The following is a 21,264-nucleotide window of genomic DNA, read 5'->3' as shown; positions in this document are numbered from 1 at the left end:
CTCAGTTCCACGACGAAAGTAACCTTTCGTCTCCATGAGCGTTACTTCGGGGCGATCCACCCCTAGATGTCCAACGTTTGGATGCTCTCTTTATACGGTTGATATTTTACGCAGGAACCGAATGGCTTGGTTTTCGCACGCTATTTTCTTCCTGCGACCTTCTATATCAAGTTATCAAAGAACTCCATAAAGCTAGTTTAGCAAAAGTTTTTGGCTATGCCAAACCGAAATTCATCTAAAATAATGATTCGCGATTGAATTATACAATTGAACAAATATAAATAAAAAACCGCATTCTTTCTATTAAGAATGTGGTTTTTTATTTACGTAAGATAAAGCACATTTATTGACCGAGAAGTCATAAATGCTTATCATTTAATAATGTTAAATATTAATTTGTCTAATATAATAGGACTAATGGAGAAATTACAGACTATATCGCTCAAATAAGGAGGAATATAAATTATTCGATGGTAATTTCATGAAAAAAGGAGATTGTGCATGAAATCATTTCGCAAGTTGTTACAGTATTTAAAACCATACATGTTCTTCGCTATTATTGGACCGCTATTTATGGTACTTGAGGTTGCGATGGACTTAATTCAACCGACAATAATGCAACATATTATTGATGTTGGAATTGCAAACCGGGATTTGAATTATGTAATAAAAATGGGGCTTCTTATGATAGGAGCAGCAGCAATCGGTTTAATTGGAGGACTTGGTTGTATGATGTATTCTACAAAAGCTGCTGTTAATTTCGCTACAGACATACGAAAAGATGTGTTTGCGAAAATAGAAACATTTTCTAGCAAAAATCGTGATTCATTTGGAACAGGTAAATTATTAACAATCGTGACAAATGATATTACATCTATTCAATCGGCAATGACGATGACGTTACGTGTACTTGTCCGTGGACCGTTATTATTTATTGGAAGTATCATTATAGTCTTTGTAACAGCGAGAGACCTATTTTCAATTTTACTTGTTGTGGTACCCGTATTATTAGTTGCAATTGTATTGATTGCAGGTCAATCGAGCGGTTCATTTAAGCGAGTACAAGAAGCATTAGATAAAGTAAACACAAAGCTACAAGAAAATTTATCCGGTGTACGTGTTATAAAAGCATATGTAAGACAAAAATATGAAATCGCACAGTTTGAGAAAGTTAATACAAGTTTAACTGAAATAAATATTCGTGCAATACAAATTATTTCATTGATGATGCCAATTATTATGCTAGTTGTAAATAGCGGAATTGTAGCAACTTTATGGATTGGTGGCGAGAAAGTTTTTAACGGTACACTCCAAGTAGGGGCCATTTTAGCTTTTATTAACTATTTAAATATCATTTTAATGTCACTTATGTCTATTAGTATGGTATTTATTCAAATTGCCCGTGCTTTTCCATCAGCTGATCGTGTACAACAGGTCTTACATACTGAAGTTGATATTACAACTGAAGGCGACGTATATGAACCAAAACAAGTGGGTGGTAATGTAGAGTTTAAAAATGTTAGCTATAGTTATACGAAAAATAATGAATATGTTTTAAAAGATATTTCATTTACTGTACGTAAAGGTGAAAAAATAGGGATTATTGGATCGACCGGAAGTGGTAAATCTACATTGGCGAAACTATTGCCACGACTTTACGATGTTGATCAAGGTGAAATATGTATAGATGATGTTAATGTGAAAGCATACGATTTGCAAAAACTTCGTGCTTCCATTGGCTTCGTTCCACAAAAGGCACTTCTTTTTTCAGGCAGTATAGAAGAGAATTTACGTTATGGCAAAGAAGATGCAACTTATGATGAATTGGAATTAGCATCTTCATCTGCTTGTGCGACTGAGTTTATCAATAAGCTGGAAGACTCTTATCAATATAACTTAACACAAGGTGCAACCAATCTATCTGGTGGTCAAAAACAACGTATATCTATTGCAAGAGCCCTAGTGAGAAAGCCATCTATTCTTGTATTAGACGATTCTACATCGGCAGTTGATGCGAAGTCAGAAGCTGTAATACAGGAAGCGTTAAGGACAAGATATAGTGGCACAACGACATTTTTAATTGCATCAAAAATATCTTCTATTATAGATGCTGATAAAATCCTCGTTTTGAATAACGGTGAATTAGTTGGAAATGGTACGCATGAGGATTTATTGGCAACTTGTGAAGTGTATCAGGAAATTTATCTTTCCCAAGGTGGTAGCCTGCAGCAAGAAGGAGGGGAAGAGCGTGCGTAATTTTCAAGGACAATTTGGAAATAAAGGTGGACGTAACAATCCGAAAACGGGAAAAACTAAGAATACTAAAGGAACTATAATGCGAGTATGGAACTATATGGGGTATCAAAAAGCATCTCTGATGTTCGTTATTATTCTTGTATTTATCACGACATTACTAGGTTTACTTGGGCCATATTATATGGGGGTCATCATTGATGAATACATTGTACCGAAGGATTTAAGCGGGACAGCCAGAATGTGCATGCTACTCATTGCAATATATGGGATAACCGTATTATTAACATGGTTACAAACATTTGTAATGATTAATGTTGCATTAAAGACTATACAAAAAATACGACAAGATATTTTTGAAAAAATCCAAACACTTTCTCTACGATTCTTTGATGTACGTTCTCAAGGTGATTTAATGAGCCGTGTGACAAATGATATTGATAACTTAAATCAAGCTTTGACACAAAGTGTTGTGCAAATCATTTCATCAGCGTTAACGTTTATAGGTGTAACAATTGCGATGTTTTCATTAGATTGGATTTTAGCGATTGTAACTTTAATTACAGTACCTATTATGTTTTTCGTTACGAAAAAACTAGTTGCTTATAGTGGGAAAAACTTTGCGAAGCGTCAAAAGGATTTAGGAGAATTAAATGGATTTATTGAGGAAGCTATTACAGGCGCAGACGTAACTACGTTATACGGAAAAGAAAAAGAAACCGTACATAACTTTAATGAAATTAACGAACAGCTAAGAATTTCAGCAACGAAGGCTGAAACGTTTTCAGCATTTATTTTTCCAAGTATGAACTTTATTAATAACTTAGGAATGGGGCTTGTAATTGGAACTGGATCGGTAATGGTATTAAACGGAATGACAACAGTAGGTGTCATTGCAGCTTTTATTAATTATTCTCGACAATTTTCAAGACCACTTAGTCAATTTGCAACTTTAATGAATACGATTCAAGCGGCAGTTGCTGGAGGAGAACGTGTCTTTGAAATTATGGATGAAGTACCAGAAATTCAAAATAAAAAAGATGCAGTACTTGTACAAAATTTACAAGGACATGTTAGGCTTGAGAAAGTTTCATTTGGATACGCACAGGACAACATGATTTTAAAAGATGTGAGTCTCGAGGCGAATCCTGGGGAGACAATCGCTTTAGTCGGTCCAACTGGATCAGGAAAAACAACAATTATTAATTTGTTAACTCGCTTTTATGACATTCAAAAAGGGCAAATTAGCATTGATGAAAAAGATATAAAGGATTATGATATTAATTCTTTGCGGAGTAAAATAGGGGTTGTTTTACAGGATACGTATTTATTTGCAGGAACGATTATGGAAAATATTCGATATGGACGTTTAGATGCAAGTGATGAAGAAGTAGTTGCAGCAGCAAAAGCAGCATCAGCACATTCTTTTATAAAACATCTACCGAATCAATATGAAACGGAAATTGCTTCAGAAGGTTCGAATTTAAGTCAAGGACAAAAACAACTCCTTGCGATTGCACGAGCGATTTTAGCAGATGCAGATATATTAATTCTCGACGAAGCAACATCTAATATTGATACGAGAACAGAATTACAAATTCAATCTGGATTAAATAATTTAATGAGAGGGCGAACAAGTTTTGTAATCGCTCATCGGCTGAAAACGATTGAAAAAGCAGATCAAATACTTGTAATAAAAGATGGAAGTATTTTAGAGAGAGGAAATCATGAAACTCTCATGGAAGATGGTGGGTTTTACTTTGATTTGTATACGAGTCAGTTTAAAATTTAACAAAAACATTGATGTGGTGAGGTTTCTCTAGAAAAGAGAAACCTCATTTTTTATATTTGCAAACATTACCATCCGAATAGTCTTTCACTAAATGTTTTAACAGCGTCCTTTTGCAGACTAGGTGAAAAATGTGAATAGCGATTTAAGGTTATGAAAACGTCCTTATGATCCAATCGTTCGCTTACAATCTTTGGATGTACTCCTTGTTTTAAAAGAAGCGTTGCATGAGTATGGCGTAAATCATGAAATCTAATGTTTTTTAATTCGGATTTTTTCAAATAGGCTTTAAATGTATCACGAAAACCACTTTTGTCTTCTTTTTCCTGTCTCTGAATCAGCTCCAATATCGACAATAATACACCACTTTGTTCCTCTTTTTCGAATATGTCCTTTCACTTAAAACATTCCTTCATTGATTTTTGAATCATGTTGTAAAAGTATATTTGTAATTTTGCTGCTATGAAAATTACATGTTTGGACATATCGGCGATGGATATATTTTATCATATATAAATTAAAACATTTTGGAGTCGTCTATTTAGTAAAGAAATTAAAATTATAAGAAATATGATTTTTAGTATATTTTCATCAGTTGGTGTATATATGTCGTATTTATTATTTTTGGATTTCAAATGAAATTTCTTTAGCTGCTTCTAAAGCTATTTTTTTAGCTTCTGTTTTAAAATAGGCTGCAGCTAAAACGTATCCACATCGATGTCCCATTGATGTAGGTGGTTTTAAGATAGTTCCTTTTTTAGGTTTTATATAAACTTTCTCTACACCAGGATATTTAGAACTACGGTTTTTCCCTGTAACTCGAATTAGTTTTCCTTTAGATTTAACTGTTAGGTAATGAGCGTACACATATTTATAATGTTTTTTATTTAGTGAAGGTTTATTTCCTAACATTAACTGAATAGTCTCTTGCACTAAGTTGATTCCATGTCCAATTTCAATTATGTCATTCATTGCTCCACCTGATATTCTGGGATTTATCTCAATTAATTTCCAAACATCTTTTATTCTCCGGAGTTCTAGATGACACGCTCCATTTTTCATATTAAAGGCCTGAATAACAGAATTAACTGCATTGAAAAGACTATTATATAGTCTTTTGTCTACCTGTCCTAGTAAAGAATAACCAGTAACAATAAAACGTTCAAAAAGTGTAATTTCTTGTTCAATTACTGCTATAATATGGACTTTTCCATCTTGAACTAAAATTTCAACTAAGTACTGAGGTCCATCTATATATTCTTCAAGTAGAATTTCTTCATTAGGTAGTTTTTTTAAAAGACTTTGTATAGATAAGATTAATTGATCTTTATTTTTTACTAATAATACATCTTTGGATCCTGTTGATTTAGGGGATTTTACAATAAGAGGGAAATTTATCTCTTTAGTTTTTTCAAGAAAAGATGATAATGATTCTGTTGGTTTGTAAATTAAATAGTTGAGTGAGATTGGTAATTCTTTAAGTACATTACGAGTTAATATTTTGTTTTCCATATGATGGATAGCTTTAGTAGATACAATATTTGAGCAAAATCTTTCTGATAAACGTGCAGCCACATAAACAAAAGGGTCAATAAAACTAAAGATCCCCTTTATGTTTTTTCCTGATGTATTTAATTTTTCAATTGTTGTAATTAAATTATCATAATCATTTATATCAGTGAAAATCATCTGATGTACATCAGGGAATATAGTGCGTTCATTAATAAATTTTGTTTTTTTAGTTAATAAAACAGTAAAGAAATTAAGTTTTTCAGCTGCTTTGATTGCTTCCCTACTTGATCCAGATTTATTTGTTTCAATGAAAACGATAGTATCCATTTTATGTCACCTTAACCTTTATCATTTTATAAAATCTCAGGTTTATTATTTCTATAGGTAGAATATTAAAATGAGGTTAAGCTTGTTCTGGATTTTTCGAAAAATGGTTGAATGAGGAAGAACATGAATATATATATAATGAATTTGATATTTGTTTTGAAAAAAATCTTTAGAAAGAAGGGAAGAAGAACTAACATGACTATAATTGGTATGCTTCATCATCGGAAAGATCCGAATGACGTAAAGAAAGCATATACTTATGCTGCTGTAGCTAAAGCTGAAGGTGTGGAATTTTTTTATTTTACTTTAGGAAAAGTAAATATAGAAACGAAGAAGATTTTAGGTAAAACTTATGAAAATGGTAAGTGGATTGAACAAGAATTTTCTTTTCCAGATGTTATTTACAATGCAAGTGTTCATGTTAGTGATAAAAATCAGCAAATCTATGATTATCTACATGAAAAAGTTCCTTTTACAAGTCATTCAATTGGAAATAAATTAAGTGTATATAACAGAATAAATAGAGCGAAAAAATTTAAGCAATATCTTATTCCTTTTTATGAATTAAATGATGTTAATAAGTTTTTTGACATGATTAATCGTTATGAAAAACTTATTATTAAACCAATTTCTGGACATCAAGGTAGTGGTATAATTTTCATTGAAAAAAATGGGATGAATTACAGTATGAATGAGTCAGAACAAATTTCATCTATTAATAAAAAACAATTACGGAGCTTTATATCTGATAAGATTCAAGAGCAAGGTTACATAATTCAACAGTTTATTTCATGTCAAATGAAATCTGGTCATGTTTATGATTTTCGATTGCATGTTCAAAGAAATGGGGAAGGCAGGTGGGTTGTTACTTCTATATTCCCGAGAATAGGTCCATTAGGAAGTATTGTATCAAATATGGCTAAGGGTGGTTATAGTACGTATTTAGATGTTTTTTTAAAAGCGGAGTTTGATAACGATTGGTATAATATTAAAAGGTATTTAGAACGATTTGCAGTAACTTTTTCTAACCATTTTAATTCTTTATATAAGGATATACTATTTGATGAGTTAGGAATTGATGTAGGGATTGATAAGGATCAAAAATTGTGGTTATTTGAGGTGAATTGGAGACCAGGGGTACCTAATATATTTAATCTTGAATTAGATGTAGCTAGAAATTTAGTTCACTATGCTAGATATTTGGCTGATAAATATAAATAAGAAAAGGAAAATATAATGAAACCTAGAAACCTTTATATACCAATGTTTCTACTAATCTCTCTTTCTATATCTCCTATAAGGTTTTTCTCCATGCATTCCGAAATTCGGCGGATGCGGGACTGTCGCCAAGCCAACGTACCTAATACGAGGTAAATACCGGAACCTGGTAATACATCCTTCATTGTGGGCGGGGTCACATATTGATAAAAAAAATACGCTTGTCCAATCCATTATCATTCTCCAGTCATTTAATACTACAAAGGGGGGAGAATATGGAAAACAATGAAAAAATCACGTTTCGATTTGTAAAAAAAGATGGAGAAGAAATTAATTTGGGAAATCTTGCTGATAAACGAAAAATTGTCATTGTCATTAATAATCAGATTACATTTGCACCGAATACAACACAAATTTCCAGTGGAGCCGGACAAAATAGTGCAGCAGGAAGTAATGCAGCAATCGATTCATCGAATACCCGACAGCAAGAAACGGTGGGCGCTGGAGGCGAAGCCATAAATAAAGGAATTAGTGGGGACCAGATTGAGCCGCATAAAATGAAAAAAGAAACTTCGGATGAAGAGGCAGAATTTGTACTTATCATCAATAATCAAATTAATAAAACCCGTAAGGAACAGGCTGGTGCTACTCAAGTGGCAAGTGGTGGTGGAGAAGACAGTGCAGCGGGAACCAACGCTGCCATCGAAAGTTCTAATACTAAACAGCAACATGCAGTAGGAGGCGGAACGGATAGTTCGGCAGAAAATGCAGGTGAAGAAGGCGACCAAATAGAAAAATGCGATTAAAGAAAAGAGGCTGTAATTATTTCGCAGCCTCTTTTTCTTATTATGGATTAATTGGTCTATTACTTACCCAACCAAATTAGGAATATATTAAATATCTTGATGGATCATATACTGTCCATAATCCTATCCGTTGAGAAGTATTTGGATTTTTATATACTGCGATTGATCCATAAGGTTTTCTATGACTAGCTAAAGTATTGTCAATATATACTGCAAGGTCATAAGGCTGAAGTTGTATTTAATAAAAAGTTGTAGCTTCTGATTTTGATGATGCGAAAAATCAAATTCGTCAACTCGAATTGTCTTTTGCCACAGAAGCATGTGCTTCTTTTTTTGAAGAGCTATTAGTATTTGTACAGTTTCTAGTAATAAGTTTTGGATTATACATTCAAAAATAGAAAAAATATATCCAACCTTATTTAGCAATGAAGCTTAGTAAGAAGCGTGTGGATATAAAAATCGTTATTGGATAAAAAATCAAAAGAGCACGCCTATAAACGTACTCTTAGAAAGATAAGAATCTTATGAGTGGAGGAAATCTCCATATAATAACATATGCTTGTCTACTTTAAATGTGTAAAATTTATAAACAAAAATGCTATTTTATTAAGAAACGAGAAACGGTAGATAAGTAAGTACGTATATTATCGGATGTTAGTTATTTTAATGAAAAAGAAACCTTTATAAAAAGGTTTCTTTTTCATTAAAATTAACAATCATAATCATTGTCGTATTCATGGTTACATTCATCGCAAGGGTTGTTCTGGTCATCACAGCAAATACAAAATGTTTTATTGATAAATATATCAATAAAATCAAATGTATCGGAATTATTTGTGAGAGTAAGGCTTTGTAAATCTTCTACTTGAAAGATCCTTGTTTCATTAGGAACTAAAGTTGCATTAATGGGTATGTTAGAACTTCTTGTTTGAACTGTTACTTCAATGGGACCGGAATCGTTAGGAACAGATAGTTGAAGTAATGTTTTGTTGTGATTAATAGTAAGATCTTCAAATACTGTTCTCTCGATATTAGGGGGTACGATAATATCGAGAGGTACATTTCCAGCTAAGGTAGTTCCCGAACCAGCAATCGTGTGAGTTTCGACAAAACAGTTACTATCTTCGTTAATAGAATATGAATGCTCTTTATAATAATCATTTTGTTCATTGCAGCAGATGCAAAACGTTTTTTGGATATAAACACCAATGTCGCTACTTGTATTATTATTATTTGTGAGAGTGAGGCTTTCAAAATTTTCTACTTGAAGAATTCTTGTTTCACCTGAAGCTATTGTAGCGGTAATCGGTCTACGAGAATTTCTTGTACGAATAGTTACAACAATTGGTGCAGAAGTACCAGGAACATGAAACTGCAGTAATGTTTTATTGTGATTATTAGTAGCATCTTCAAAAACTATTCTTGAAGTGTTAGCTGGTACAATAATATCTAACGGTATATTTGAGCCAGCAATCGTATGCGTTTTAGTGAAACAGTTCTCTTTTTTATTGTGAGAATATGAATAGTTTTTATAGTACTTTTTACCATGTTTATAAAAAAAATCAGCCATTCTTTAATCTCCTATCTTTTATTTGTCTATATATTGTATTTAATGAGGATAAAAACTGTTTGTACAAGGTAGAAAAAGTTTTATTTAGGAGAATAAGAGAAAAAGCTTAAGATATACGTACTGTAGCGTTTGGTTCAGTTAAACAAAATATAAGAATTAGAATGAGTATAGAGCTAGTTTATAACGATTGATATAGCACTGAAAACCAATAAAACAGCCATAATGATGTTAAATAATTGAGTATGTTTTAATAATAGTTTTTGGAACATTGAACCAAACAGGCTCCAACTAAATGTACTCATTAAACCGACTACACCTAGAAATAATGAAAAAAGTAGAAAACTTGAATATGAATTGTAGTAAGGGAGAATAAAAGTAGAAACTACAGTCAGTCCGAATAATATCCCTTTAGGGTTAACAAACTGAAGAAAAATCCCCACTGTAAATAAGTTTTTATTATCTTTTTCATCGGGATCCGTACTGCCTTTACTAGTGAGTATTTTAAAAGCTAAATATAACATGTATGCTACTCCTAAAATTTTTAAAGGTAATTCGATTTTAGGTAAAATATTAATTAGTACTATATTAAAGAAACTACATAAAGAAGTGAGGAGGAAAAAACCGAAAGCTACTCCAAAGCAAAATTGCATGCTCCTTTTCAAACCAAGTTGATTTGCGTATGTCATAGCTAAAAAATTGTTAGGACCGGGTGTGAAGCTACTTATAAAAACAAATAATAAAAAAGAAAATAAAGGCATTTCAAAACCCCCTAAGTATTTTTTGTGTGTTATAATGACCGAAAAGAACAATATAACGTGTGCTTTTTATTATACATAACGGTCGTTATATTGTATATAGTGTAGGGGTGTTTTTTTATGGAAGAAATTCAACTTATTTTGGCGAAAAATATAAAGGCAATACGTGAGAAAGAAAAATTAAGTTTAGAAAAGGTTTCCCAATTAACAGGTGTGAGTAAAACGATGATTGGACAAATTGAAAGAGGAGATTCAAGCCCGACACTAACAACAATATGGAAGATAGCGAATGGTTTAAAAGTGTCTTTTACGTCTTTAATTAATAATCCACAGCCTGATACGAAAGTGGTTTTACGAAACGATGTTCAAGTATTATCAGAAGACAATGGGAGATATAAAGTGTATCCTTCTTTTCCTTTTCAAGATGATAGGAACTTTGAAATCTATACGGTTGAAATTGAAACGGAAGGAAAATTAAGTTCGGAAGGCCATAAAGAAGGGACCGAAGAATTTATAACGGTGTTTGAGGGAGAATTGACAATTGAAATAAATGATTGTCAATATACATTAAATAGCGGAGATTCAATTCGCTTTAAGGCGGATAGACCGCACTCTTATCATAATTCCGGACGAACGCTAACTCGGTTAAGTATGACCATTTATTATCCAGCTTCATAAACTTGCTATTTTATTTAGAATATAAAGAGATATGTTTTGATAAAACCATCTATAAGAGATGGTTTTATTTATTACAATTTACAAAAAAAGACACTCATTTGAGTGTCAACACAGTATTGCTCTCGCGTATAGGATTGGAGAATATTTCTCAAATACGTATTGAGATGGTTCGTAAAGGAGAAACTGTCTTCTTATTTAATGTAACATCAGCATGGGCGCAGTGTAAATTGATAATATATATACGGAAAATTTAGTAAAGATAGTTACTACTATGAATATAGTGCAATGTGTTTTTGTTGCTTAATCACTGTCGTGATAGTTACTAGTTTAGTATATAAAAATGTTTATTAAAAAAAGAATGAATCATTTTTTAATCGATCCGTATAATTGTTAGAAAGGTACCTGTTGAACCACCTTCAACTAAATTAAAGATGGATAATATGCCGAATAATTGAAGTGAAATTGTATTACCAGCAAATAAATTGGTAATTAAATTATTATTATAATTTGAAGTTGATATTGCGGGAGTAAAAATAGATCTAGGAAGTGGAGTGGAAGAGTTCAATAGTAGTTATAGCAAAGGTAAAAGTTTAATATATGTAAAAATCATTTGAGAATGAAAAAAAGATTAATTATGGAATTTTTCTAAAATGATAGAGCTATTATTATATAAATTAGTAGACAAAAATGTGGAATGAGGTATTAAATTGAAGCGAGATGATAAATTATCAATAAATAAAGCTATGATAGAACCTGGGAATATTGGACCTACATTTCCAGTTCTTCCCCCAATTTATATTCCGACGGGACCAACAGGTGCAACGGGACCAACAGGTGCAACGGGACCAACAGGTACAACGGGGCCGGCAGGTCTAACGGGACCAACAGGTGTAACAGGACCGACCGGTCTAACGGGACCGACTGGTACAACGGGATCAACAGGTCTAACAGGATCAATCGGCACAACAGGATCAACAGGTGTAACAGGACCGACCGGTACAACGGGATCAACAGGTGTAACAGGACTAACAGGTGTAACAGGACCAACAGGTCTAACGGGACCAACAGGTCTAACGGGACCAACAGGTGTAACAGGACCGACTGGTACAACGGGATCAACAGGTGTAACAGGATCGATCGGCACAACAGGATCAACAGGTGTAACAGGACCGACCGGTACAACGGGATCAACAGGTGTAACAGGACCAACAGGTGTAACAGGACCAACAGGTGTAACGGGACCAACAGGTGTAACAGGACCGACCGGTACAACGGGATCAACAGGTCTAACAGGCCCAACAGGTGTAACAGGGGCGACCGGTACAACGGGATCAACAGGTGTAACGGGACTAACAGGACCAACCGGAGAACCTGGGGTTATTGGTCCCATAACAACAACAAACCTATTATATTTTACTTTTTCAGATGGGGAAAAACTTATATATACTAATGCAGATGGTATAGCACAATACGGTACAACACAAATCTTATCACCAAGTGAAGTTTCTTATATTAATCTATTTATAAATGGAATTCTTCAACCACAACCTTTTTATGAAGTTACAGCTGGTCAGTTGATTTTATTAGATGCTGAACCACCCTCACAAGGATCTTCAATTATCCTACAATTTATTATTATCAATTAAAAAGGACAGATTTCCTATAAAGAGAAATCTGCCCTTTTTGTTCTAAATTACATTAGTTAAAATTAAGTGACGATAAATTCAATTGTAATTGGAATTCCACCGTCTAATACATCTCCGCCAGGAATTGTAATAGCACCAGTAGGACCAGTAGTAACACTGGAGTTTACACTAGGCTGAAGAATACCGTTTATATAGAGATTGTAATACGTAAAAGTTGGGAAGGCAGTTGCAGTAGTACCCGCATCGTTTAAACAAGCTGTGGCAGCAATCGCAAAAGCAGCACCTGTGCCTGTTCCAGCTCCTAGTGTAGAGGTGAATCTTCTAGATGCCATAAATGGTTGAATGATAGGCATTTAATTCTCACTCCTATTCTAAATTTATTGGAACGAAGTTTAGAATAACTTGTCCACTATATAATATGAGAATTTCCTATATTAGAAACGGCATCCTGATTATAGTTTCAACACAATTTTTGTATAGGTAAAATACTAATTATTCTAGTATGGAAAAAGTGATGCCATTATAAGTGGAACATATGTTATCGATTGTTTTAGTGATTACTATGGATAATTAAATTGATAGGCAATTGAATTTGGGAGATAAACGTGGAAAAATAAAATAAACTCTTAAGTTTAGGTATTTAATCTAAGCAGTCAATTATTAAAAACATATAATTAATATGTGAGTCATGAACATAATTAAATTACGTTTTCAAGTTTGATTATAATTCATGTTTCCTATTTTAAGAGAAACATATAACTCAACTACTTTTTTCAATCGCATCTTTTATAGTTCTTAGAATAGGAAAACACTCAACTATAAGAAAAGCAAGGAGGAAATAAATGTCAAATAATAATTGTTTTGGTCATAATAACTGCAATCCGATTGTTTTTTCAGCAGATTGTTGTAAAAATCCACAGTCAGTTCCTATTACTAGCCAACAATTAAGTCAATTAATTACTTTACTAAATTCATTAATATCAGCTATTTCAGCATTTTTTGCAAATCCAAGTAATGCAAACAGATTAGCGTTACTCGATTTATTTAATCAATTTTTAATTTTCTTAAATTCCTTATTACCTTCTCCAGAAGTTAATTTTTTGAAACAATTAACTCAAAGTATTATAGTTTTATTACAATCTCCAGCACCTAATTTAGGACAATTGTCAACATTATTGCAACAATTTTATAGCGCTCTTGCACAATTCTTCTTCGCTCTAGATCTTATCCCTATATCCTGCAACTCAAATATCGATCCTGCAACTTTACAAGTTCTTTTTGGTTTATTAATTCAATTAATCAATGCTACTCCAGGGGCAACAGGTCCAACAGGTCCAACAGGTCCAACAGGGGCAACAGGGGCAACAGGTCCAACAGGTCCAACAGGTCCAACAGGAGCAACAGGAGGCGGAGCAACAGGAGCAACAGGAGCAACAGGAGCAACAGGAGCAACAGGAGCAACAGGAGCAACAGGAGCAACAGGAGCAACAGGAGGCGGAGCAACAGGAGCGACAGGAGCAACAGGAGCGACAGGAGCAACAGGAGCGACAGGAGCAACAGGAGCGACAGGAGCAACAGGAGCAACAGGAGCAACAGGAGCAACAGGAGCAACAGGAGCAACAGGAGCAACAGGAGCAACAGGAGCGACAGGAGCAACAGGAGCAACTGGTGGCGGAGCTATTATTCCGTTTGCTTCAGGTACAACACCATCTGCGTTAGTTAACGCGTTAATAGCTAATACAGGAACTCTTCTTGGATTTGGATTTAGTCAGCCTGGAGTTGCTTTAACGGGTGGAACAAGTATCACATTAGCGTTAGGGATAGGTTCTTATGCATTTGTAGCACCACGTGCAGGGACTATTACGTCATTAGCAGGTTTCTTTAGTGCAACAGCTGCATTAGCTCCATTATCACCTGTTCAAGTGCAGATACAAATATTAACTGCACCAGCAGCAAGTAATACGTTTACAGTACAGGGCGCACCTTTATTATTAGCACCAGCATTTGCTGTAATAGCGATTGGTGCTACAGCATCAGGTATCATACCTGAAGCAATTCCGGTAGCCGCTGGGGATAAAGTATTATTATATGTTTCATTAACAGCTGCTAGTCCAATAGCTGCAGTTGCTGGATTTGTAAGTGCAGGTATTAATATCGTCTAACTTGTTACAATGTTTGTTTGAAATTTAAACAGGCATTTGTATATAGCCCCACCTAATTTTATTAGGTGGGGCTATATTTTTTGTGGGAAATTAGAAATAAATCAATTGAAAAGTTACTCTTTGTTAAGTTGGTATATAAGAAAAATTAAAATTTATGATTTGCACTTTATTGTTTATGGAATAAGTTATATAGTTTGAAAAATTACATATAAACAAAAAAGATGAATTCTATTAAAAATAGAATTCGATAGTATCAAAAGCCCTTATTATATCAGTATTTGTAGCATGTTTATTATTAACTAGCCCCAAAATTAGCCCCATTTTTTGTTAAACTCTGACTAAATAACTCTACTGACACGGATTCTATTTCCTTTAATACATGACCATAAATTTCATAAATCATTTGTGGAGAATTCCCTAAACGTTCGGCAATCACTTTTACATTTAAACCTTGATTTAATAATATAGTGCAATGTGTATGACGTAAGCCATGTATTGTTATAGGAGGAAGCTTTGTTTTATTTAATACTCTTCTAAATGCATAAAAAACACAGCCATCTGTTATAGGTTTTCCAGTTTGGTATGATGTAAATATAAAAGAATCATCTTTTAGCTTGTATCCAAAAGACAACATTACCTTCATACACCATTTTCGGTATATCTTTAATTGATTTACTAATACACCATCTATTAAAATTGTTCTATAGCTATTTTTCGTTTTGGGTGATCGTATACCTTTATTATCCCTAGTGCGTTCAATAGTTATTGTTTTATTATCAAAATCAATGTTTTTCCACTGTAAACCACAGGCTTCACCTCTACGAATCCCTGTGTATGCAACGGTTAATAAAAATGTATAGTTCGTGGCATTTTCTTCGCGTTTAGCTATTGTTAAAAATTCAACTAATTGCTCAGGTGTGAAATAATTATTGTTTTCTTCTTTAATAGTTTCGCGATTTGAAAGTTTGATTTTTGTGAAGCGATTGCGAGACAATATTTCATCTTCTACAGCTGCATTAATAGCAATCTTAAATAGGGTGTGGAATAAATGAACTGTACTTGGTTTATACTTCTTTTCAAGTACATTTAAAAATTCTCTCTTATATGTTGTTCTATCCAAAGTTTGTAACTTGAAATGGCCAAGCAATGGTTTCATTTGTAAGCGGATGGCCATTTCACGTTGTACCCTAGATGCTGGTTTCCAACTATTTTTATAGGTGGTATACCAAATATCCAACCACTCTCCAATGGTTAGTTGATCATATTCAACTTGTTTAGATTCACCACGTAGTGTTGTAACTTTCACTTCTAAAAGAGATTTGATGGCTTCTTTTTCTGATTTAAATCCACTTTTTTTCTTCTCTTTTCTTTTTCCTGTGTTGTCATAATACTTGTGACGATACATCCACAGTTTTTCATTCTTTGTATTGAAATAATAGTATATTTCGGGTTCTTTTGCTGACTTGTGTAACTTCACCATTACCATTCCTTTCATTGCTTTGGCTGGCGTATGCATAGGAATGGATAGGTATTGGATTTATTCAAAAACATGTGTAAATTTAGTTTTGTGCTTTAAGCATGATATTTGCCATTTCATTTAGGAGGTGTAGATTGGAGTCGTTCAATTTATTTAATGTATCTACCATTTGTTTTTCAAACTTCATTTTTTTTTCTAACTCTTCCCAGTGTTGTTCCCATTTTCGTTGAGTTTCTTCCTCTATTTCTTTATATTCCTCTGTTTTCTTCCATTCTTCCTCTGCTTTTTCCCATTCCTCTGCACTCATTGCATTATTTTCATCGAAAATAAAAAAGTATCCAGCCTTCTTTATTAGTGTTTCGTAATCATAGTTGTAAGCTTTGGCTAGCTTTTTTATTGTTTCAAGGGATGGGCGATTGATTTTCCCCGTCCGAGGATCAACACCCTTTTCTAGATTGCTTAATTGTACATGACTAATTCCTATCAAATTTGCCATTTCCCTTAAAGAATGATTACCTCTAAGTTCTCTTAAAAGTTGTCCGAAATCATCCATTAGATTACCTCCTTATTTTTTTGTTAATCGTGCTTTACATAAGTTTAACACCATGATATATTATTAGCAAGAGGTGTTAAACGTGATTAACAAACTTAGAGAAGTTAGAGAAAAAAAGAAAATATCGCAGATTGAATTGGCGAAACGCTCTGGTGTGAGCAGAACTACTCTTTATAATATTGAAAAGGGTGGTGATACACGTGTTTCCATTGCTCTCTCAATAGCCCGTTCACTTGAAGAGGATGTGGGAAAAATTTTTTATAATTCTTGTTAAACCTGTTTAACGATTTACGGAAAGGTAAATAAGAATTGTTTATATAAAGAAATTATTGAGATGAGGTAATTATATGATTCCTGCAAATGTGCAAGTAAATATTGATGAAAAAGCCATTAAGGAATACATACTGCAGCAAATAGATCAACAACTTCACGAAACCTTATTGATGGTTGATCTTGAAAAATTAGCAGTAATTACATCAATGAGTAAGAGATTCCTAGAAGATGAGATTTTATCTGATCCACGTATGAGATTAATAGAGCGACGTCGCAACAGAAAACGTTGGTGGTTCTATAAGCAAGCTCTGGAAGTAATAACGGAAATTGTAGATGAATGGTAAGCAACAACGCTTTGGCTGGCGTGTGCATAGGAAACAAAGTCCATAAAAGATTAGGTGGATAATACTTATTAATTCAAATTGCTTGATATTTTATAGCAACGTCGATTTGGAAACAATTGAGGTGAATAGGTTAATGACAACTGCTGAAATACGTGAAGACAAGTTACATATGATTTTAGAAAAAGCGGAGAACGGTGATCCACAAGCAATCAAAGTTTTAGAAGAAATTAACCGAATGTTAAAGCAAGTATGATAGTCCCTTTTAAAAACATTATTAAGAGAAAAGGAGGTGCTCATTTTTGAAAGTTACCATGCCGCACTATATAACAAGAATTGATGAAATGTTACCTGGAGCAAAAATTATTAAGCTTACTGGATATGCAAATGGAAATCAAGGGTATCAAAAAGCGAAAACGCCAGTATGTAAGTGGAAAGATAGCCAGGGATTAGATAATTTAGAAATAAATAAATGGATAAACCAAGGCGGATGGATTGGAGCAGTTATTCCCCAGGAGCGGATTATCATAGATGTGGATGACCAGGTTCAAGGAGAGCTTGTGAAAGATTTGCTTGAAGGAGAGAACAGGCATCACCATTCGATAAAAACACCAAACGGATGGCAATTTGTTTTTGCTGCTAAAGAGAAAAGGACACAAGACATTAAACAGATTACGAAATTTTTCTCTCAAATAGGTGTGGTTATTGATACCCGTACAGCTGGAGCAGGATATATTGTTTTTCCTACAAACAACACAGAAGGACGCTACATAGCAACTAATAGCATAGATCAGCTGGACGAATTACCACACTATTTAATACCTGTTAGAAATACAGATAAATCTAAAGATTACATGTTTCCAGTACCTATAGAAAACTCAGGGAGCAGAAATGACACACTGTATAAGTTTGCTACACATTTAAAAGCGTGGAATGTTCCTAACGAGGAAATAATGCAGGCAATGGAGCTTATATATGAGTATTTTCTTTTAGATAAAACTGATTTTCCTTATAACGAATTAAAGACCCTTACGCAGTCAGCTATTCAATGGAAACCAGACCTGTCAAAAAGACAGCATATATCTGATAGTAATTTTGAAACGCATGCCGAAGGTAAAGACGAAAATAAAATCATTCCTAAGCCTTTTAAAGTAGGAAATAAAGGTACACTTTTTGAGACGAGAGAGGATAAGGATGGAAATGAGATAACAAAACTCGTATCTCGCAAAACACCATATATTACAAAGGAATTCCATAACATAGAGCGTCCACAAGTACTCTATGAAATTGAGTGGAAGGAAAACAATAGAACGATAAGAGAAGTTGTACCAGCTTCTACTATTGCTATTAGAAAAGAATTATTAGAACTAAGTGATAAAGGTTTTTCTGTTAATGATAATAACGTTAAAAAAATCATTACTTATTTTGACCAATATCTATTGATTAATAATATAGAACAAAATTATGCGGTAGAACGTTTAGGACATATAAAGGATACTTTTATCCATCCTTTAGTTACTAAAGATGTTGAGATTATGGCGATAGATCATGGTGAGAAACAACTCCTTGAAGCCTTTGAAGTAAAAGGAACAGGTGATACTTGGAAAAAAGAAGTGTTTGAACGAATTAAGCAGCAACCTAAGGCAGTATTTTTTGTACTTTCTAGTTTTGCGAGTGTCATTATTAAAGATTTACGCTTGCAACCTTTCATTGTTGATTTAAGCGGAACGACCTCGCAAGGGAAGACTACTACATTAAAAGTAGCTGCAAGTGTTTGGGGCAATGAGAGCTTAATGAGTGAATGGAATGCCACAAAAGTATCTATCGAGAGAAAATCAGCATATTTAAACAGTTTTCCTTTATTACTGGATGATACACGAAAAGCCGATGAACGTATTTTAAAAGATGTTATTTATTCTTTCAGTGGAGGACGTTCAAAAGGAAGGGGAAGTTTAAAAGGTAGTCAGCGGGAGTTTACTTGGCACAATATTTTATTAAGTACAGGTGAAGTATCTCTCAACGAATATGCAAAAAATCAAGGTGGAGCGGCTGCAAGGATTATTCCATTAATTGACCAGCCGTTAAAGAAAGATCATAGCAATATCATGGAACTTCATGAAGCAATGGAAAGCAACTACGGAGCGATAGGAATAGAGTTCTTAAAAGTTTGGTTGAAACATAAGAAGGAGCTTACTCCAGAGTATCACAAGTTTAGAAAACACTATGTAGATAAAGCCAAAGGTAATGAAGTATTAAGCCGATTAGCTGGATATTATGCTGCAGTCCATTTTACAGGAAGTATATTAAAGAACAAATTGGAATTTGATATTGATCTGAAATCTATATCGTCATTATTTGACGATATAGCAGAAGAAAATAAGGCAATAGACAAGCCTATGCAGTTCTTAGAAGAGATACTTACGGATTTGGATAGTAGTAGACAGGAAATATTTTATGATTATATGCCAAAAATTATTAAAGCGATTTATAAGGATAAACAAAAACAGTTGTTTTTGACACCAGCTTATACTACTGATTTCTTAGGTGTTGAAGAAAAGCAAGTAAGACGTGAATGGTTAAAAAGGGGAATGACAATTCCATTTGAAAAAGGAAGTAAAATAGTTGATTACAAACTTGTTAGTCATAAAGGTAAGAAGTTTAATAGTATTCCATTAAATATGGAACTTGTAGAAGAATTAGGGTTTGACTTTCATGAAACTAATAGAGATTTTTCGGATTAGTGGTAATAAGAGTAATAGGGAATTACTAGATTTTAAATTTCTTATTACTGTCCAATACCCTTATAAATCAAGGGGAAAATCAATAAAAGTAATAAGAGTAATAAAAGTAATAAGGATTTTGATATACACATGTATTTCAGCAATAAAAAAACTCAGTTTTATATATGTAAGTATTTTGATTTTAAAAATGTATTACTTTTATTACTGATAAGTCAAATCCCTTGTGGGAGTAAGGGTAAATAAGGTAATACGTCTAAAAATTTATTATTACTCTTACTACTGAGCTTTTTATAGAAAAGGTAATAAAGCTTAGAGCCGTAAGCATTTCAAGGTTTTAACAAAGAGTAATAAGCACGTATTACCAAAAAAATGGAGGTAAGTCAATGGCAACTAAAAAAGCTCCAATCGTATTAGCAATTGAACGTGATGAAAAAGGAAATCTTAGTACATGGTGTCAATACTGTAGAAAGTTTCATCATCACGGAACAGGTGAAGGACACAGGGATGCACATTGTTTTGAGGAAGATAGTCCTTATATTCGTACAGGCTATGTCCTTAAGAAGATGAAACTATCGGGTAAAGAGGTTGTTACAAAGAGTGAGCCTAAGTAGGTGATACGTAATTAGTTTGCCTTAAAGATTATCAAATGTTAGAAGAAGAAATCGCTTATTTGGAATACAAGTTTAATAGAATACATGCTGAATTAAAACGTCAGAGCAAATGGGGGAAAGATATATTATCAATTAATACAGGCAATGAAGAAACAGAAAAGATACTGGATCAACTTAAGAAGAAGCTCACATTTAAGAAAGAACAATTGCAACAGCTCGTTGACTTAGTGAGTAATTTCAAAAACTTAGAACAACAGATACTTAAGCTGAAATATATTGATGGAATGACGTTAGAAGGCATAGGAGCCAAATTAAATTACAGTACGCATTACATTAAAGTGAAACATGCTGAGATTATGAGAAGAATCAAGTTTGCTGAGAGATTAAAGGTAAGAGGATAGAGAACTGTGGAAGGAAAATAAAATATTTTAAAAGCTATTTAATTAATTAAACAAGAATTGAATTGTTCATTTGTAAACAAAAATTAAAAATAAATTTTTATATAACACCCCCCATCTAAATATAGAAACAATTTTGCTGGGGGACCAGGCA

The 21,264-nt window shown here is 33.4% G+C and carries 18 protein-coding genes and 2 pseudogenes; 12 read left to right on the top strand and 8 right to left on the bottom strand.

What is annotated here, in order from left to right; translation table 11 throughout:
- Positions 1-501 precede the first annotated feature (501 nt).
- Together JFU20_RS03335 and JFU20_RS03330 are read left to right on the top strand one after the other, a co-directional pair.
- Entirely contained in the window at positions 502-2,256 is a 1,755-nt protein-coding gene (locus JFU20_RS03335; RefSeq protein WP_002165836.1) for an ABC transporter ATP-binding protein, read from the top strand.
- Complete coding sequence (locus JFU20_RS03330) at positions 2,249-4,045, top strand: ABC transporter ATP-binding protein (RefSeq protein WP_002165835.1); 1,797 nt, start codon at positions 2,249-2,251, stop codon at positions 4,043-4,045. Before JFU20_RS03335 ends, JFU20_RS03330 begins: the two co-directional genes overlap by 8 nt.
- A gap of 65 nt (positions 4,046-4,110) precedes the next feature.
- On the opposite strand, the gene JFU20_RS03325 is transcribed toward JFU20_RS03330, so the two are convergent.
- Both JFU20_RS03325 and JFU20_RS03320 read right to left on the bottom strand, forming a co-directional pair.
- Entirely contained in the window at positions 4,111-4,389 is a 279-nt protein-coding gene (locus JFU20_RS03325; protein ID WP_002012874.1) for a tyrosine-type recombinase/integrase, read from the bottom strand.
- Between the two features lie 271 nt (positions 4,390-4,660).
- Positions 4,661-5,881 carry an ATP-grasp domain-containing protein gene (locus JFU20_RS03320; RefSeq protein ID WP_002012875.1) on the bottom strand — a complete coding sequence of 407 codons (1,221 nt, stop codon included), beginning with the start codon at positions 5,879-5,881 and terminating at the stop codon, positions 4,661-4,663.
- A gap of 123 nt (positions 5,882-6,004) precedes the next feature.
- On the opposite strand from JFU20_RS03320, the gene JFU20_RS03315 reads away from it, so the two are divergent.
- A complete protein-coding gene (locus JFU20_RS03315; protein ID WP_002165834.1) occupies positions 6,005-7,102 on the top strand; it encodes a YheC/YheD family endospore coat-associated protein in 1,098 nt (365 codons plus the stop codon).
- 272 nt (positions 7,103-7,374) lie between these two features.
- Positions 7,375-7,905: a hypothetical protein gene (locus tag JFU20_RS03310; RefSeq protein WP_002012877.1), complete on the top strand. Its 531-nt coding sequence runs from the start codon at positions 7,375-7,377 to the stop codon at positions 7,903-7,905.
- Positions 7,906-8,614: 709 nt separating this feature from the next.
- On the opposite strand, the gene JFU20_RS03305 is transcribed toward JFU20_RS03310, so the two are convergent.
- Together JFU20_RS03305 and JFU20_RS03300 are read right to left on the bottom strand one after the other, a co-directional pair.
- Positions 8,615-9,475 carry a hypothetical protein gene (locus JFU20_RS03305; protein WP_002165833.1) on the bottom strand — a complete coding sequence of 287 codons (861 nt, stop codon included), beginning with the start codon at positions 9,473-9,475 and terminating at the stop codon, positions 8,615-8,617.
- A 173-nt stretch (positions 9,476-9,648) separates the two neighbouring features.
- The gene (locus tag JFU20_RS03300; RefSeq protein ID WP_001128091.1) at positions 9,649-10,233 is read right to left on the bottom strand and encodes a LysE family translocator; all 585 of its coding nucleotides are present in this window, start codon (positions 10,231-10,233) and stop codon (positions 9,649-9,651) included.
- Positions 10,234-10,292: 59 nt separating this feature from the next.
- Here JFU20_RS03300 and JFU20_RS03295 point away from each other — a divergent pair.
- Positions 10,293-10,908, top strand: a pseudogene (locus tag JFU20_RS03295) (helix-turn-helix domain-containing protein).
- A gap of 370 nt (positions 10,909-11,278) precedes the next feature.
- Here JFU20_RS03295 and JFU20_RS03290 read toward each other — a convergent pair.
- Positions 11,279-11,479, bottom strand: a pseudogene (locus JFU20_RS03290) (BclA C-terminal domain-containing protein); the annotation flags it as partial.
- Positions 11,480-11,651: 172 nt separating this feature from the next.
- Here JFU20_RS03290 and JFU20_RS03285 point away from each other — a divergent pair.
- On the top strand, positions 11,652-12,554 hold the full coding sequence (locus JFU20_RS03285) for a DUF4183 domain-containing protein (RefSeq protein ID WP_274606594.1): 903 nt from the start codon (positions 11,652-11,654) through the stop codon (positions 12,552-12,554).
- A 62-nt stretch (positions 12,555-12,616) separates the two neighbouring features.
- Here the strand turns inward: JFU20_RS03285 and JFU20_RS03280 are convergent, their stop codons facing one another.
- Complete coding sequence (locus JFU20_RS03280) at positions 12,617-12,907, bottom strand: DUF4183 domain-containing protein (RefSeq protein WP_002012883.1); 291 nt, start codon at positions 12,905-12,907, stop codon at positions 12,617-12,619.
- A gap of 489 nt (positions 12,908-13,396) precedes the next feature.
- Between JFU20_RS03280 and JFU20_RS03275 the strand changes: the two genes are divergently transcribed.
- Positions 13,397-14,716, top strand: a complete 1,320-nt coding sequence (locus tag JFU20_RS03275) for an exosporium glycoprotein BclB-related protein (protein WP_201038343.1) — start codon at positions 13,397-13,399, stop codon at positions 14,714-14,716.
- 295 nt (positions 14,717-15,011) lie between these two features.
- On the opposite strand, the gene JFU20_RS03270 is transcribed toward JFU20_RS03275, so the two are convergent.
- Positions 15,012-16,196 (bottom strand): site-specific integrase, encoded by a 1,185-nt coding sequence (locus tag JFU20_RS03270; protein ID WP_483862165.1) that lies wholly within the window; start codon positions 16,194-16,196, stop codon positions 15,012-15,014.
- Between the two features lie 79 nt (positions 16,197-16,275).
- Positions 16,276-16,746, bottom strand: coding sequence for a helix-turn-helix domain-containing protein (locus JFU20_RS03265; RefSeq protein WP_201038341.1), 471 nt, complete (start codon positions 16,744-16,746; stop codon positions 16,276-16,278).
- Between the two features lie 82 nt (positions 16,747-16,828).
- Here JFU20_RS03265 and JFU20_RS03260 point away from each other — a divergent pair, with 82 nt between their 5' ends.
- The 5 genes from JFU20_RS03260 to JFU20_RS03240 all read left to right on the top strand — a co-directional run bounded on the left by JFU20_RS03260 (position 16,829) and on the right by JFU20_RS03240 (position 21,113).
- Positions 16,829-17,020, top strand: coding sequence for a helix-turn-helix transcriptional regulator (locus JFU20_RS03260; protein ID WP_098829552.1), 192 nt, complete (start codon positions 16,829-16,831; stop codon positions 17,018-17,020).
- 73 nt (positions 17,021-17,093) lie between these two features.
- Positions 17,094-17,363 carry a hypothetical protein gene (locus JFU20_RS03255; protein ID WP_070168798.1) on the top strand — a complete coding sequence of 90 codons (270 nt, stop codon included), beginning with the start codon at positions 17,094-17,096 and terminating at the stop codon, positions 17,361-17,363.
- A gap of 299 nt (positions 17,364-17,662) precedes the next feature.
- On the top strand, positions 17,663-20,101 hold the full coding sequence (locus JFU20_RS03250; protein WP_201038340.1) for a DUF927 domain-containing protein: 2,439 nt from the start codon (positions 17,663-17,665) through the stop codon (positions 20,099-20,101).
- 383 nt (positions 20,102-20,484) lie between these two features.
- Positions 20,485-20,712, top strand: a complete 228-nt coding sequence (locus JFU20_RS03245; protein WP_048375994.1) for a hypothetical protein — start codon at positions 20,485-20,487, stop codon at positions 20,710-20,712.
- 35 nt (positions 20,713-20,747) lie between these two features.
- Complete coding sequence (locus tag JFU20_RS03240; RefSeq protein WP_201038339.1) at positions 20,748-21,113, top strand: sigma-70 family RNA polymerase sigma factor; 366 nt, start codon at positions 20,748-20,750, stop codon at positions 21,111-21,113.
- Positions 21,114-21,264: the final 151 nt, after the last annotated feature.

The sequence above is a fragment of the Bacillus sp. TH30 genome, assembly GCF_016650875.1.
GTDB classification, from domain to species: domain Bacteria; phylum Bacillota; class Bacilli; order Bacillales; family Bacillaceae_G; genus Bacillus_A; species Bacillus_A mycoides.
This window is presented reverse-complemented; position numbering and strand designations above follow the sequence as displayed.

Bases quoted from the DNA above. Each gene is read 5' to 3' on its own strand.
- JFU20_RS03280 (WP_002012883.1), bottom strand. From the start codon at position 12,907: ATGCCTATCATTCAACCATTTATGGCATCTAGAAGATTCACCTCTACA.
- JFU20_RS03320 (WP_002012875.1), bottom strand. From the start codon at position 5,881: ATGGATACTATCGTTTTCATTGAAACAAATAAATCTGGATCAAGTAGG.
- JFU20_RS03270 (WP_483862165.1), bottom strand. From the start codon at position 16,196: ATGGTGAAGTTACACAAGTCAGCAAAAGAACCCGAAATATACTATTAT.
- JFU20_RS03335 (WP_002165836.1), top strand. From the start codon at position 502: ATGAAATCATTTCGCAAGTTGTTACAGTATTTAAAACCATACATGTTC.
- JFU20_RS03310 (WP_002012877.1), top strand. From the start codon at position 7,375: ATGGAAAACAATGAAAAAATCACGTTTCGATTTGTAAAAAAAGATGGA.
- JFU20_RS03255 (WP_070168798.1), top strand. From the start codon at position 17,094: ATGATTCCTGCAAATGTGCAAGTAAATATTGATGAAAAAGCCATTAAG.
- JFU20_RS03275 (WP_201038343.1), top strand. From the start codon at position 13,397: ATGTCAAATAATAATTGTTTTGGTCATAATAACTGCAATCCGATTGTT.
- JFU20_RS03300 (WP_001128091.1), bottom strand. From the start codon at position 10,233: ATGCCTTTATTTTCTTTTTTATTATTTGTTTTTATAAGTAGCTTCACA.
- JFU20_RS03245 (WP_048375994.1), top strand. From the start codon at position 20,485: ATGGCAACTAAAAAAGCTCCAATCGTATTAGCAATTGAACGTGATGAA.
- JFU20_RS03305 (WP_002165833.1), bottom strand. From the start codon at position 9,475: ATGGCTGATTTTTTTTATAAACATGGTAAAAAGTACTATAAAAACTAT.
- JFU20_RS03315 (WP_002165834.1), top strand. From the start codon at position 6,005: ATGAATATATATATAATGAATTTGATATTTGTTTTGAAAAAAATCTTT.
- JFU20_RS03285 (WP_274606594.1), top strand. From the start codon at position 11,652: ATGATAGAACCTGGGAATATTGGACCTACATTTCCAGTTCTTCCCCCA.
- JFU20_RS03240 (WP_201038339.1), top strand. From the start codon at position 20,748: ATGTTAGAAGAAGAAATCGCTTATTTGGAATACAAGTTTAATAGAATA.
- JFU20_RS03265 (WP_201038341.1), bottom strand. From the start codon at position 16,746: ATGGATGATTTCGGACAACTTTTAAGAGAACTTAGAGGTAATCATTCT.